The organism is Pedobacter kyonggii (assembly GCF_004310665.1).
GTDB lineage: Bacteria > Bacteroidota > Bacteroidia > Sphingobacteriales > Sphingobacteriaceae > Pedobacter > Pedobacter kyonggii.
On record NZ_SIXF01000002.1, the window covers coordinates 90,370 to 105,989 of the forward strand.

Consider the following 15,620-nt stretch of genomic DNA (forward strand, 5'->3'; position numbering starts at 1 on the left):
TAAATATCTATGAAAGATCTTTTTAAGAGGCTCAAAGAAAAGAAAATAACATTAAGAGAACAAGACGGCAATATCAGAATTACAGGTGCCATAGATCAGGCGGAGAAAGAATTAATTGAAGAAATTAAAGATAAAAAACAACATATTCTCGAGTTTCTTGACAATGAATACCGTAAGAGCCTTTTACAAAGTGTTCCTGATCTGGAAGACTTCAAGATATCCCCGCTACAACGAAGAATCTGGATCTTAAGTCAGATTGAAGGGAAAGCCAATCCGGCTTATAACTTGGGAAAAGCTATAATGATAGAGGGTGATTTAGATTTTAATAGGTTTAAGTCAGCTTATAATAATGTCACTAAGAGACATAGAATACTTCATAGTATCTATCTGGATAATGAAGGAGAACCTAGAAAAAAATATCTGTCTGATCCCTTTTTGTCCTTATCAGTCATAGATCTAAAGGGGGCTGAAAGTTATCAGGCTGACATCGATAACATATTAAGAGCGGAAGTGAATAATATTTTTCAGCTAAACAATGGGCCATTGTTTAGTTCTGTCTTAATCCGTATAGATGCAAATAGGTTTGTATTTTCATTTCTAGCTTATCACATTATAGTTGACGGAATTTCGGTTGACATTTTTATCCGTGATTTACTTTTATGTTATTCAGGAGTTGAACTTCCCTTTTTGCCATTGGAATATAAGGATTTTTCCACCTGGCATAATAATCACTTAGCTTCTCTTGCATATGATGAAGCCAGGGAATACTGGATTAATAAATTTTTGTCCCCACCTCCATCACTTAATTTACCATTAGATTACCCACGGTTTAATGAGCAACAGTTTCAGGGTAAGAGAGTGTCATTTGTTATTGGGGAGCTAAACGATTTTATCAACAAGTTAAAAAAGGAATACTCGGTAACATCCTTCTCTGTAATCTATTCACTGGTTAACTTCTTTTGTAGTAAAATAACCAATCAAAACGATATTGTTCTAGGTATACCCGTATCAATCAGAAACGATGAAAGATTAGAGCTTGTCATGGGCATGTTCGTAAACACCTTGGCCATCCGAACAGTAATAGATCCTGATGAATACTTTAATGATTACCTGATATCTGTAAGTAAATTGTTATTTGAATCATATGGACATCAAAACTATCCATTTGATAAACTCGTCGAGGATCTGAGTATTAAAAGAGATTTGAGCAGAAATCCTCTTTTTGACTGCATGGTATCCTGGCTGGGAGAAATTGATCCTATTCAGGTTCCGGGCTTAAATATCGCCAACTATAATTTACCTGGGCTCTACTCACAATTTGATTTATCAATGGAATCTTATCAGAGTAATGAAACAATATATTTTAATCTGAATTATAATGCTCGATTATTTAAGGAGGATACTATAGACAACCTAATATCCTATTTTAAGGAGATGATCCTTCAAATAATTAATGATCCTAATAAGAAATTGCATGAGTATGGGATTTTGTCAAAGTCTTCAGAATATCAGATACTGAATGAATTTAACAGTCCAGCTGAAGACATGGTTTCTTCCGTTACACTTGAATCTGTGTTCTATAATACATTTACCGAAAATGCATCTGGTATAGCGATTAATACCGCGAACGATCAGATCTCCTTTAAAGATTTGGATCGCCGCTCTGCTAACGCAGCCGTTCATCTCAGAAACAAGGGCATTGTACCAAATGATATTGTAGCTGTACTAATTGATCGATCACCAGAAATGCTCTATTGTATTTACGGAATCATACGTGCTGGTGCAGCATATCTGCCTATAGACCCGTCTTATCCACAAGATAGAATTGATTTTGTTTTAGCTGACAGCGGTGCAAAATTTTTGATAGTCAAGGAAGATTTCGAGCTTTCGAAACAGACCATCAATACCATTCGAGCCTCAACCCTTTTTTCAGAAAAACATTCATTAGGTGCCGTGCCGCTAAAATTTGTTAATAAGTCATCCGATTTGGCGTATGTAATTTATACTTCCGGTTCAAGTGGAAAGCCAAAAGGAGTGTTAACTGAGCACGCAGCTTTGATTAATCGGATTAAATGGATGCAGACCCAGTACCCAATTGATAAAGATGACATAATTTTACATAAAACGCCGTTTACTTTTGATGTTTCTGTCTGGGAAATAGTTTGGTGGTCATTTTCTGGAGCACAGGTATTTTTGTTAGAGGACAAAGCGGAAAAGGATCCTCTGTCAATTATTGATGTGTTAAATAAAAGTGTTTCGGTAATACATTTTGTTCCCTCGATGCTCAGTGCATTTATGGATTATCTAATCGCTGAAAATATACGCGATGCTTTTAAAAATTTGAAATATATATTTTGTAGTGGGGAAGTATTAGATGCTTCATTGGTTAAAATAGTAAATGGTTATATCGGAAATCAGAAGTGCCGTCTAATTAATTTATACGGCCCCACAGAAGCAGCAATTGATGTAAGTCATTACGAATGCTATAAAAGTGACAATTTAAGCAAGGTCCCGATTGGAAAACCTATTGACAATATGCAATTATATATTGTTGATCAGTATCTTAAGCTCCTACCTATTGGAATAGCTGGAGAATTATGCATATCAGGAATTGGCCTCGCTAAAGGATATTTAAACCGAGATGAGTTAAATAAGAGCAAATTTTTGGCAAACCCGTTCCTGCCAGGAAAAAAAAGGATGTACAAAACTGGAGATCTGGCAAAATGGCGGCTAGATGGTAATATTGAATATCTCGGAAGAATAGATGATCAGGTTAAAATAAGGGGTTATCGCATTGAAACAGGTGAAGTTGAATATGTGCTCACCCAAAGTGGTTTAATAAAACATTCTCTAGTAACTGCCTTTGAGGATGTAATGGGACACAAACATCTTGTGGGATATGTCGTACCTAATGGGAATTACGAACAAGAGAAAATCAAAACGTGGCTAGCCAGTAAGCTACCAGGGTATATGATACCCGCACTGTTAATAGAAGTGGAAAAACTTCCTTTAACACCCAATGGAAAACTGGATAAGAAAGCGCTGCTAGATTTACATAAAGGGGCAGCACCAGAAAAATCTCTGGAACCTAAAGGAACATTGATTGAAGAAAAGCTAGCCGATATATGGAAAGAACTTTTATGTCTTGACCATATAGGGGTCAACGATAATTTTTTTGAGCTAGGCGGAGACTCTATTATTACTATCCAAATGGTCATCCGCGCCAGACGAGAGGGATTTCAATTACAGCCTAAAGATATATTTAATCATCAGACGATAAAAAGCCTTGCATTAATTATAGCTGAACTTACATCTCCTACAATAAATAGCGAGCAGGGCTTGTTGAAGGGTAAATGTGGAATGCTTCCCATTCAACAATGGTATTTTCAAAGAGATCATCTGTCCTTAGATCACTTTAACCAGAGTCTGCTGCTGGATATTTCGAAAGATGTCGACTTCCAGATAATTGAGACTGCAATTAAGGAATTGATGAAATTACATGATAGTTTACGATCTATATTCATAAAGACTTCCGGTGGTTGGGAACAGGAATATGCTGACTTTGCTGAAGGTGGCAGTTTTTTCAGTCATTTGAAAATTGAAGAAAGGCCCGAAATTAATTTGGAGGATCTTATTCAACCATTGGTAAATAGGCTTCAAAATAGCCTGAATATAAGTAAGGGAGAATTGGTACGCTTTGTATTGTTGAATACTCCATCTTACGAGATAAACAATAGATTGTTGATCGTTATCCATCATTTGGTCGTTGACGGGGTTTCTTGGCGCATCATTTTAGACGATCTGAAGCTTCTGATAACCGAGATTGGCGCAAATAATGAGGCTCCTCAGATCAGAAAAGGTAGTTCATATAGAGAATGGTACGAAGCATTGAACATTTTTGCTCGCAGTAGACATCTCTTATCACAAAAGGAATATTGGAAAACGATAACTGATAGTTATCGGGCATTACCTGTCGATAGAACTTTTGATGATCTGTTGACGCAAAAAAGTATCAAAATATATCAAACTCACCTAAATCCTGAGCTGACCAAGTTTTTGTTGAGTGAAGTACCCAGAACTTCCCACATTGAAATTATTGACATATTATTGACAGCCCTTAGTATGACCCTGTGTAGTTGGAGTGGACATGATTCAGTAAGTGTTGGCTTGGAAGGACACGGAAGGGAAAATATCTCTCCTGATATTGATTTAAGCCGTACAGTAGGATGGTTTACAAGCTTATATCCAGTTTTGCTCACACTTGATCCAGAGAAAAAAGGACAGCCAATAAAATGGATAATGAACACGAAGGAAATGCTTCGCAAGATTCCACATAAAGGAATTGGTTATGGAATCTTGAAGTATCTTAATAAAGATGAAGACTTACAGGGAAAATCTCCCTGGGATGTTTTATTCAATTACCTTGGCCAACTGGATAATATGTTCAATACAAACGATTGGCTTAGCAGGTCTAAAGAATCATCTGGGGATGATGTAGGAAATGATGTTGTCTGGGAAGAAAAGCTTGTTATTAACAGTATGGTACTGAATGGTTGTCTAGTGTCCAATTGGAGTTATAGCCTCGAGAACCATGATGATCACACCGTTCAAAATTTGGCCCATCAGTATCTTCTAAATATAGAACAACTTATCAATTTGTTCCGCGACCAGCCCGGAGTTGATCAGTTTTATACACCTGACGATTTTGGATTAACCCATGAGATGAGCTGTGAAGAACTTGACGCCTTTCTAAATCAACAGAGAAACGGTAATGCAAGGCGAAATCAGATTGACGGAATTTATAAATTAAGTGCTCTACAAAGCGGGATGTTATTTCATGGATTATACGATGAAGGAGGGAGCTCGTATCTTGAGCAGTTACAATGTGATCTATTGAATGTTCAACCTGAATTTTTAATCAAATGCTGGCAGAATATACTTAGAAAGCATAGTATTTTGCGTAGTGGATTTAACCATTTAGATTTCAAAATACCTGTTCAATGTGTCTATAAAGAATCTGAACTTCCTTTTGAATTGCTAGATCTTCGGAATATGAATAAATCGGGGCAGTCAACAGCAATGGATGGTTACCTAGATATTGACCGTAAAAAAGGATTTGATTTTGCCGATGCCCCATTGATGAGAATTGCTCTCTTCAGATTAACCGATGATCATTACCGAATGCTGTGGACCCATCATCACATTCTTGTGGACGGGTGGTCTATACAAACAATAATGGAGGAGATCATAAGCAACTATGAAGCTTTAGTGAAGGGTGGAACCCTCCCGGAAATAAAGGAGGATAAATATGGGGAATTTATTGCCTACGTTGAAAATAAGGATAAAGAAGAAGAGGAGCATTATTGGACTCATTATCTTGGTGATGTTAGTGAGCCTTGTCTACTGCCATTTATCATACCCAATGTCAACAGGACCAAAGGATTGGGACAATATAAGAGTGAAGTATTGGAACTAGATTCCATCGCTACAAGTAGTATAATGGCTTTTGTTCAACAACAACATTTAACGGTTAATACGTTAATGCAAGGTATATGGTCTTATCTATTGTATAGGTATACGGGGCAGAATAATATTGTTTATGGCGTAACTGTCGCTGGCCGCCCCGAAGATCTGCCAGATATAGAAACTAGGGTTGGTATGTATATCAATACAATTCCTTTACATACCTGTATAAAGGAGGATCAGTCAATCGTCGATTGGTTAAGAAGCATCCAGAACGATCAGTTACATAGCAGAGAGTTTCAGTACACCTCATTAAATGATATTCAAAGGTGGGTAAATATCAAAGGAGACTTTTTTGATAGTATACTTGTATTTGAAAATTATCCAGTTAGCAAAATGGTATCTTCACCGGAGTGGGCATTGAAGATAACAAATATGCAGATGCAAGCTTACAATAATTATCCCTTGAGTATCGTAATAGAAGTTGATACTAACATTAGCATATCATTTAATTATAATGCGGATTTGGTGAGTGGGGAATATGTTAAAAAAATAAAGGGTCATTTTGAAAACTTATTAAGCCAATTGGATAAGTTCGGAAAGCAACAGGTAAAGGATATCGAGTTGTTTAATTTGAACGAGCGTAAAGAACTGTTGGAAGATTTCGGGGAAAGCATACTTGTTCATCAAGACTACAGGACAGTCGTTGCCCTTTTTGAAGAGAGCGCAACAAATAATCCTGACCATATCGCTCTGGTTGAAGGGGCTTATTCATTGACTTATAGGGATTTAAATGAGAAGGCAAATCAGGTTGGAAACTATTTGAGAAATCTGGGTGTCAGAGAAAATACCCTAGTGCCGATAATTGTCGAGAGAAACCTGGAAACGATTGTGGGTATTTTAGGGATTCTAAAATCTGGAGGGGCCTTTGTACCCATTGACCCCTTATTTCCTCAAGAAAGAGTATCCTACATATTGACAGATACACAATCAGATTTTATATTGGGTGGAGCTATTTCTAGAGACAAAATACCGTATGAAAAGGACCTTATCGTCCTAGATAAAAGCTGGAGTGTATTTGCTGAACAAAAGGCAGCTAATTTAGATTTGATCTTTAGTCACTCTCATTTGGCTTATGTTATCTACACCTCAGGATCGACTGGTAATCCGAAAGGAGTTATGATCGAACATCACGCTCTTGCTGATCATATTCTTGGTCTTGTTGAAGTCACAAATTTAGGAACATGTAATTCTTATGCGCTGTTTGCATCTTTAAGTGCAGATGCTGGACACTCAATATTATTCTCATCACTAATAATGGGCGGTGTTTTACATATCTTGTCGCTGGACATGCTGCTAGACGGTGAGAAGCTGACACAGTATATAAGTGCTGTCGACTGTATCAAAATTGTACCATCTCTGTGGTTGTCTTACACAGATAGTAACTATTTTCCACTTCCTAGACGTAAGATTATATTTGGAGGTGAATCATTCTCATTAAAGATTTTAGAGAAATTATCTGCATCGGCGTATAGTGGGGATGTTTATAATCATTATGGTCCAACTGAGACCACAATAGGGAAATTAATTTATAAGGTAGATTTAGATCAAAAGTATTTAACTGTACCTATCGGTGCTCCATTTTCTAATACACAGGTTTATATCCTCGATCATAAACTGCGTTTGTGTCCAGTCGGCGTAAAAGGAAATATACATATCGGCGGAAAGGGGGTATCAAGAGGTTATTTAAATAATCCAGAGCTTACCCTAGATAGATTTGTTATTAATCCTTATGCAAAAGAAGAAGATGGTGGAAAATTATATAATACTGGAGATCAGGCCAGATTTCTGCCAGATGGCAATATTGAATATTTTGGAAGACTTGATGATCAGGTTAAAATAAATGGATACAGGATTGAACTTGGAGAAATCGAAGGTATCTTAAAGTCATTTGAACTGATAAATGATGCAGCGGTTATCATAAAATCGATAGATGAATATACTAAAAGGATCGTAGCATATTTTACCGCAGAGGAGTCAATATCTACATTAAAATTACGAAAGTATTTAAATCAGAGGCTTCCTCCTTACTCAATCCCTTCAGTTTTTATGCAGATTAACAATATCCCGCTTTTACCTTCAGGAAAAACAAATAGGAAATACCTTGAATCTTTGACAATTGAAAGCTTACTCGACAGTAAAGTTTTCAACCCTAGAACGGAGATGGAACTACAAATAGCCTCTATATGGAAAGAAGTCTTGTCTGTCGAAAGAATCGGGATTAATGATGATTTTTTTAGCCTTGGAGGTAGCTCGTTATTGGTTATTAAAACAATCGCGTTAATTAAAACACGACTTGGGGTAGAACTTAAAATAATTGATCTAGTGAATAAAAAGTTAGAGGATATAGCCCTCCTATGTGAACATAAATTAATTAAAGCTTAATCATGGAGATTTTTTACATTGGAGATAATGCTAGAAGATTATTATCCATTTTTCATGCAGGTAACGAAAGAAAAATAAAAAGAACAGCAGTCATAATATGTAATCCATTAGGCCACGAATACATTAGGTTTTATAAAGCCATTTCCATCCTCGCCAAGGAATTGTCAATGAATGGGTTTTCTACTTTTAGGTTTGATTATTATGGCACTGGTGACTCTTATGGTGATGAAACAGAATTTGACTTGTCAAGTTCTAGAGAAGATTTAAAGCAAGTTGTGAAAGAGGTTAAAGAAGGGTGTGATGTAGATAATATATGTTTGATCGGTATCAGGTATGGCTGTATATTAAGCCTAAGTTTAGAAGACTTAAATGTGAATTCGCTAATTCTTTGGAACCCGTTTCTGTCGGGAGAGGATTATATAAAAGAGATTAGCCAAAATCATAACGAGTTTGTATCAGGATCTTTTGTTATGACAAAGAAGAACTTAGGTTTTGAGAGCTTGGGTTTCATTTATAGTAAACATCTGTTGCCAGAGTTGAAAAAATTCCATATTAAATATTTATCGACTAAGTTGCCCTACAGAATATTGATCTTGGCTGATAAAGAAGTTTTAGCAAAGGGATTTAATAACTATCCGATTTTTAGCAATAATAAGTCAGATATAATAGAGAACTCCATATCGAGGTTCTGGTTGAAGAAAAAAGGTCAGCAAGAAAAATCAATTGTCCCTCTGTCCGAGATCCATCAAATAATCAACTGGTTATCCAAATTTGTATGAAAGAGGAAATAATTATAACTGATCAATTTTCTACGGTAGGAATACTAACCCATCAGCAACTTGATATTCGAGTACCAACAATTATTTTATTGAATGCAGGGCTCGTTCACAGAATAGGGCCAAATCGAATATATGTAAAATTGGCCCGCAGGTTATCGATGGAAGGATATAATGTTTTTCGTTTCGATTACGGTGGGCAAGGAGATAGCCTTTTTTATTCAAAACAGCCTTCTGACGATATATTAATCTCTAAAACTCTTGATCATTTGGCTATAAAGCTCAAGTTTGAAGAGTTTGTTTTAATTGGGTTATGTTCGGGGGCTGAAGATGCTTACCATGTTTCATTAACTGATACCAGGATCAAAGGGATTGTGATGATTAACGGTACAGGACTAGATCATGATGATGTAATCACTTTATATCCAGAGATTGAAAAAAGTATACAGCTACGTTATTATAAGAAGTCGCTAAAAAATCCGGATAGATGGTTAAAAGTGCTAAGGGGGAAAAGCGGTCTATTTAAGGTTAATAAATTAAAGCGATTGGTAATAAGATTATTTGGCTTAGAGAGTAAGAAAGTTTCTCAACAGAATCTTGAATTATTAAATCCGTTTAGAAATGTCATTAAAAAGGGGGTTGCCTTGTTATTGGTTATTACGGAAGGGAGTGTGGCCTACGACTTTTTACAAAGAATGAAAAAGCAAGAAGTAAGTGAAAACGAACAGCATGAGGTGTTGATTATGAATGATATAGATCATATCGTTACACCTGTTTGGGCACAGCACGAATTGAATACTAATATAATAAAGTGGCTCAATGATAAGTATAAATAGCATGTTTAATTTAGTAGTATATTGGTTTCTTAAGTCATTCTTTATCAATGAACTGGCTCTTGTTTTTTTAAAATGATCGAAATTCGCAATGTATCAATGGAGTTTCTCCAATCTAAGAGATTTAAAGACTTTTTTTATTTGACTAAAAGTCAAAAAGTTGTTAAATCTCTTATTAATGTAGATTTAATGATAGATGAGGGGGACAAAGTAGCTTTTTTAGGCCCGAATGGTGCGGGTAAAACTACATTGCTAAAGTTAATAGGTGGTTTGTTATACCCAACTTATGGTGAGATCAATGTAAACGGTTATAATACTGTTCATAATAATCTAAGATCTAGAAAGAGTGTAGGATTTGTTCTAAATGAGGAACGAAGTTTCTACTGGAGATTGACAGCAGTTCAAAATCTTGAATTTTTTGGTGTTTTGGACAATTTAGAAGGAGATAGGTTAACATCCAAAGTTGTAGAGTTGATCGGGCTTGTGGGATTGGAAGGGGCGAAACACAAAAAAGTTGCAACTTATTCCTCAGGTATGAAACAAAGATTGGCTATAGCCAGAGGTTTGTTATGTGACCCAAAGGTGCTGATTTTAGATGAACCTACTCGAACACTCGATCCTGAAGCAGTGATCGATGTGAAAAATCTTATTATGCAGAAAATCCATGAGAATGAAAAAAGAACACTTATCATTGCTACCCATAGATTTGATGAAGCTGAAGAACTATGTAATAAAGTGTGTATTATAAGAAATGGAGAGTTGATATCTTTCAAAACTATAGATGAGATTAGATCAATATATGGGAGCGTGTCCCAATATTATCATAGTATTATGGAAAGAAATAAAAAAGATTAATTATGAGTTACATTAAAGCAAAAAGTTTTATAAAGAGAGACTTTATAATAGAATTTAGTTATAAATTGAATTTTATCCTGACTTTTATTACTTCTATATTTCCCGTGATCTCGTTCTTTTTTATTTCAAAGCTGATAGCTGGAAATAGTAGTAGTAGTCTATTGAAGTATGGCGGTGATTATTTCTCTTTTGCATTAATAGGGATAGCATTTATCCGATTTTTCCAACTGGCTGTGGATACATTTTCGGGAAGTATAAAAAGGGCACAGATGGCCGGATGTTTGGAAGCAATATTGAGTTCACAGACTGATTCTAAAACTGTGGTCCTATACTCATCTTTTTATAGTTTTCTGTCATCTGGGTTACAGTTGATAATTATGTTTTTGGTAGGCATCATATTTTTTGGATTTGATATCCATAACGTAAATATTGCCGGTGCCGTTTTTTCTTTCGTAACCTCTTTGCTTATTTTTATTAGCTTGGGGGTTTTTTCGGCGGCAGGGACCATTATATTTAAACAAGGTGAACCAATTGGGTGGTTATTCGGAGTAGTGAGCTCCCTGATTAGTGGAGCCATGTTTCCTGTTGAAGTTATGCCATCCTGGCTTCGTTTTATCTCAAAAGCTTTTCCTACCACATATGCCTTAGATGCATTAAGACTCGCTCTTTTAAAAAATGCTTCAGTTCTAGTGTTGAAAAACCAATTGTGTATCCTTTCTATAATTGCCCTCATTTTATTCCCGTTAAGTTTAAAAACATTTGAATGGGCAGTGGAAAGAGGGAAGAGGGATGGTACTTTAATGCAATACTGATGATGAATTTATTATCTGATATTATTTTTCAATGAATAAAAAACTATTAGTCATAAATAATTCTTCCAAGATCAGTGGAGCAGAAATTAGCCTCTTGACACTCTTGGATTCACTTAAATATGACTTTTCGTTTATTGTAATAGTACCAGATAAAGGAGGTGATCTGTATGCTAAACTTATATCTCTAGGTTATAAGGTTAAATGTATAAATATGATGCGTTTCTCAAAGAATTATGGGTTCTATTTGAAATTGACATATCTTATCAATGTTATTAAGTGTTCTTTTCTCATCAGGTCCTACGCATTAACAAACAAAATTGATTTGGTTTATGCGAATTCAAATCAGTCTATGATGTTTGTACTATTTGTAAGGTTTTGTTCAAGGATTAAAGTTGTGTGGCATGTTCGTGATAGAAATGAAAACAGATATTTGACATGGGCAATGTCTTGGATTGCTCATAAAATTATTTGTATCTCCAAATACATATGTGATCAGATTCCAATTGGTCCATCCAAAAAGATTCTAATTTACAATGGGTTGAATCCCGATATCTGGAAACCGGTGATAGCAGAAAAGTGGCTTCTAGCAAAGTTAAATCTCGATGCGGATACGCTTCTAGTGGGACAGGTAGGTCAATTGGTGCCGTGGAAAAACCACAAAGGTTTAATCGATGTGATTGAACAGACGGTAATGTATTATAAAAAGGTCCATTTTCTTTTTATCGGAGAGGATCTATTTTACGAAAATGATTCTTGTATCCGTCGATTAAAAGAGACTATAAAATCAAAAAAGTTAGAAAGCAGCATTACTTTTCTTGGCTATCAATCAGAAGTAATGTCCTATATGAACCAGTTAGATATTGTTATTCATTGTGCGCAAAATGAGCCTTTCGGGAGGGTTATTATAGAGGGTATGTCAATAGCCAAGCCAGTTGTCGCCTATATGTCTGGGGGAATAAAAGAGATTATAACACACAATTATACTGGGTTTCTAGCTCCGTTTAATGATCATTCAAGGTTATCTGATTACCTACTCACTTTACTAAACGATAGTAAATTAAGAAAGAAATTTGGTGCTAATGCAAGAAAGGAAGTAATTAACAGGTTTTCAACCGCAGAAATGTCTACTGCTGTGAAGAATAATATTTACAGTCTATTAAAATAAAAACATACACATAAATTATTTATTTGATTTCACGATTTTTTGTCCTGTTAACGTTTAGTCTTCCTTAAAAATCGGATGAATAAATGAAATGTTTAATGAATCCAGGTTATGAAAATCGTGAGCTATAGAAGAGAAAATGCCTTGGCAAGGACGTGATCATAAATGTGTTAAAATTACTACTTTGATAAAAAAAATAAATTTAATTATATGATATGTTATGAATAGAACATTTAAATATATTGGCATAAGTCTTTTGTTTTTTTTTATCGTTGAAGTTTTTCTAAGATTCAGTTTTCACGAGCAGTTAAAAGACAGGATTTACCCACTGATTTACCAACCTGATTCACTTATTGATTATAGATTTATACCCAACACACACAGTAAGATTAGTGGAGCAGGTATCTCTTTAAAGGATGTTTACATCAATAGTAAAGGATATTCCTTTAAAGAATTCAAATCGAAAAAGCAATTGGGAGTGTACAGAATTATAATTGTTGGTGCATCGTCCTCTGGAAATATATACATGAATGGTAGGCAAAATTATTCTGATAAGCTTCAAAAATCGTTCGATAAAATGGGATGTAAGGTTGAAATAATAAATTGCTCCATTGACGGTTCTGGCAGACAAAAGGCTAATTTAGATTTAATAAATACAGAGATATTGCAGTTTGATCCCGATTTAATTATTTTAGAATTTAGTTTACCTTTTATGTCAAAAAACCTCAGTAGGGCAGTCTATAAGGATTATGTCATCGAATATGAGGCAAACTCTGAAAGGTCAAGAGAATTTGGTATTCAAATAGTTGATTATTTGAATACTCATAAATATTTAACATGTTTTTACGATGCCTCTTATCTGGTGAGATTATTATGTAAATATTACATAGAAAATAATGATAACGACATCATAATGCGTAGAATGGAGGCCTATAAAACCAAAATAATAAGACCCGATCCTATCGGAGTAAAAAGAGCATATGTTTGCTATCCTATAAGTACTACGATGAAATTATTAAAAGAGACTCGTGATAATGTTGCTGTACACAACTGTAAACTGTTACTTATGAATTCAGTCATTAAGTTGGATAAAAATAATCCTGTTGATAATGAGTTAAAAGATTCTTTAGATAAGAACCGATTTGAATATTTTTTTCCAGGATTAGAGTTTAAGGATATTCATAAATCTCTACCGGATCACCATTTAAATGAGAAGGGACATGAAATGATCGCAAAGGCTTTATATATAAGACTGAAAAATTATGTTACCCATTAAAAAAATTAAATTCTTTATTAGGAAAGCTAACATTGTTGTTTTATTGGTCCTATTGGCTATTGTAGCCGTTTTCAGTTTTTTTTATAACAATAAGGCAAAATTGGAAGTAAAAAAAGTACGGATATCTCCACTTATTGATGGAATTCAGGACGATTTGTGGAACGAAACGAATTGGACCATGATCGAAAGAAGTAATATCGCTAAATTTGGAAAAAGTGATCTATCTGCAAGGTTTAAGGTTTTATATGACAATAATAATTTTTATTTTCTTTTTGATGTAACAGATGATATTCGATATAGGAGGCCATTACCTAAATCTGCCTTAGAAGCCCGGTATAATTTTTTTTGTCCGACTAAAGATGTAGAATGGCCCGATAAAAATGATTGCATAATAGTTAGTTTTGATACTGAAAAGGCTCACGAAGTTGGAAGCGATAGAAGTTTCATGTTCGTATATGACTATGATGTAGTTACGAAAGCTGGGACAATTGATATTATAAAGGAAATTAGACTGCGTCAAAAAAAATATCAAGGTGGATATATAATGGAAATAAGTATGCCATTTAAATTACTAGATTTAACCCCTGATAGAGGGATATCAGTCATATCAAAAGTAACTGTTATCGATAATGATGGTAATATTATACTTCCTTATACCATGCCAAGAAGTTCAGGGTTTCTAACTTGGGGGAATAAAGGAACGGGGCGTTTTGTTTTAATAGATTAGTATTTTCATAGTAAAGCTATCCTAAATTCAGGAGCAACTATATTGAATTCTAAATATTTAGACTATTTAATTTCTGCTACGATATAATTGTCACATAGTTGCTTTTCGAAATGACTACTGCAAAAGTGTGTCTCAATAATTTATTTATGGCAGCTATTAATGCCACATTAATAGGCTTTCCTTTAACTTTCAAACGCTCACATGACTCTTTGCAAAAGCATTAATCGGATAGCTGACCAGAAGGAAATATTGAGGAGCGATCGAAGCTCCGCGTCGCCATGCCTGGTAATTATTCCTTTCGTTTTTATTGAGGGTTCCGGATTGTTGCGAATGCAAAGCAAAACAAAGAGCGTCTGTCAGTTGCAAAAACTCCGATATGTAATTTTAATTTATCTAAGATACTGTTAGTTATAACACAGGCTACGTGGGTTTACGTAGCCTGTGTTTCTGTTTATCTACTGTTGAGGCAAAGGTTGTAATTTGGTCTTGGTGTCGTCGATTGTAGATAGGTCTGGTCTGGTTACGCCGGAAATAACAACCGGATCTGCGAAGATGGCGCAGCGCATGTCTACACCGCCGCAGTCTTCAGGTTCTCCGGGCTGGGTGTATTCGGTGTAGTTAAGGTTGTTGTTTTGTCCGGCTGTAGTGGTTCCGTTGTAGGTAAACCATTGTTTGACAAGTTTACGTTCTGATTTGTTGTTTTTTTCAGAATTGGTAAAGGCACTTAGGCCTACGACTCCGGTTAATGCGAATATTGCTGCTACAGCAATATTTTTAAGGTTGAACAGTCTGTTCATATAGGTTGAACTTTTTATAATATCAAAAAAGTGTTCGAAAAACTTTTGTTTTTTATTCTTGTTGATGTATGTCCTGAGGCGGACCTCGCCGAAAACCCATTTTCTACCGAATAACTTTAGGCCTTCATTTCCCGGACAGTTTTTATTGCCGTCCGGGATAACCGTGAAGCAGCTGTGTTTACGGTCATGGATGAATAATTGGGTAAACTTTTTCCTTTCAGGTAGGTAGAAAAAATGTTTTAACAGGTAGGATATATATATCCGCATGCAGTGGTTGAGGTGCCGGATGAAGAAAACAGCTGTGTTCACTGATATGGCCATTGGTAATATGGTGCATAGGAGCTCTCTAATGTTTGCTGTTGTTTTTTCCATCGTTAAAATTGTCATCCCTTTCGAATATCTGGTGTAAAGTTCATCAGCGGTTTTAAAAAACATGGCAGACATATGTCACCAAAAGCTATCACATTGAGATCT

General features: G+C 35.3%; 9 protein-coding genes. 8 read left to right on the forward strand and 1 reads right to left on the reverse strand.

Features of this window, described 5'->3' with window-relative positions:
* The first annotated feature begins 9 nt into the window (after positions 1-9).
* From EYS08_RS03025 to EYS08_RS03060, 8 genes are all read left to right on the forward strand, one after another.
* Positions 10-7,908 carry a non-ribosomal peptide synthetase gene (locus tag EYS08_RS03025; RefSeq protein ID WP_131028380.1) on the forward strand — a complete coding sequence of 2,633 codons (7,899 nt, stop codon included), beginning with the start codon at positions 10-12 and terminating at the stop codon, positions 7,906-7,908.
* A 2-nt stretch (positions 7,909-7,910) separates the two neighbouring features.
* Positions 7,911-8,687 carry a serine aminopeptidase domain-containing protein gene (locus EYS08_RS03030; protein WP_131028381.1) on the forward strand — a complete coding sequence of 259 codons (777 nt, stop codon included), beginning with the start codon at positions 7,911-7,913 and terminating at the stop codon, positions 8,685-8,687.
* Positions 8,684-9,520, forward strand: a complete 837-nt coding sequence (locus EYS08_RS03035; protein ID WP_131028382.1) for an alpha/beta hydrolase family protein — start codon at positions 8,684-8,686, stop codon at positions 9,518-9,520. The genes EYS08_RS03030 and EYS08_RS03035 overlap by 4 nt, the downstream gene beginning before the upstream one ends.
* A 72-nt stretch (positions 9,521-9,592) precedes the next feature.
* Positions 9,593-10,372, forward strand: a complete 780-nt coding sequence (locus tag EYS08_RS03040; protein WP_131028383.1) for an ABC transporter ATP-binding protein — start codon at positions 9,593-9,595, stop codon at positions 10,370-10,372.
* 2 nt (positions 10,373-10,374) lie between these two features.
* Complete coding sequence (locus EYS08_RS03045; protein ID WP_131028384.1) at positions 10,375-11,184, forward strand: ABC transporter permease; 810 nt, start codon at positions 10,375-10,377, stop codon at positions 11,182-11,184.
* 31 nt (positions 11,185-11,215) lie between these two features.
* Positions 11,216-12,349: a glycosyltransferase family 4 protein gene (locus EYS08_RS03050; protein WP_131028385.1), complete on the forward strand. Its 1,134-nt coding sequence runs from the start codon at positions 11,216-11,218 to the stop codon at positions 12,347-12,349.
* A 217-nt stretch (positions 12,350-12,566) separates the two neighbouring features.
* The gene (locus EYS08_RS03055; RefSeq protein ID WP_131028386.1) at positions 12,567-13,622 is read left to right on the forward strand and encodes a hypothetical protein; all 1,056 of its coding nucleotides are present in this window, start codon (positions 12,567-12,569) and stop codon (positions 13,620-13,622) included.
* Positions 13,609-14,349, forward strand: coding sequence for a sugar-binding protein (locus tag EYS08_RS03060; RefSeq protein ID WP_131028387.1), 741 nt, complete (start codon positions 13,609-13,611; stop codon positions 14,347-14,349). The genes EYS08_RS03055 and EYS08_RS03060 overlap by 14 nt, the downstream gene beginning before the upstream one ends.
* 455 nt (positions 14,350-14,804) lie before the next feature.
* On the opposite strand, the gene EYS08_RS03065 is transcribed toward EYS08_RS03060, so the two are convergent.
* A complete protein-coding gene (locus tag EYS08_RS03065; RefSeq protein WP_131028388.1) occupies positions 14,805-15,518 on the reverse strand; it encodes a hypothetical protein in 714 nt (237 codons plus the stop codon).
* Positions 15,519-15,620: the final 102 nt, after the last annotated feature.

Coding starts and splice junctions, on each gene's coding strand:
- EYS08_RS03055 (WP_131028386.1), top strand. CDS start 12,567: ATGAATAGAACATTTAAATATATTGGCATAAGTCTTTTGTTTTTTTTT.
- EYS08_RS03045 (WP_131028384.1), top strand. CDS start 10,375: ATGAGTTACATTAAAGCAAAAAGTTTTATAAAGAGAGACTTTATAATA.
- EYS08_RS03060 (WP_131028387.1), top strand. CDS start 13,609: ATGTTACCCATTAAAAAAATTAAATTCTTTATTAGGAAAGCTAACATT.
- EYS08_RS03040 (WP_131028383.1), top strand. CDS start 9,593: ATGATCGAAATTCGCAATGTATCAATGGAGTTTCTCCAATCTAAGAGA.
- EYS08_RS03030 (WP_131028381.1), top strand. CDS start 7,911: ATGGAGATTTTTTACATTGGAGATAATGCTAGAAGATTATTATCCATT.
- EYS08_RS03035 (WP_131028382.1), top strand. CDS start 8,684: ATGAAAGAGGAAATAATTATAACTGATCAATTTTCTACGGTAGGAATA.
- EYS08_RS03050 (WP_131028385.1), top strand. CDS start 11,216: ATGAATAAAAAACTATTAGTCATAAATAATTCTTCCAAGATCAGTGGA.
- EYS08_RS03025 (WP_131028380.1), top strand. CDS start 10: ATGAAAGATCTTTTTAAGAGGCTCAAAGAAAAGAAAATAACATTAAGA.
- EYS08_RS03065 (WP_131028388.1), bottom strand. CDS start 15,518: ATGGAAAAAACAACAGCAAACATTAGAGAGCTCCTATGCACCATATTA.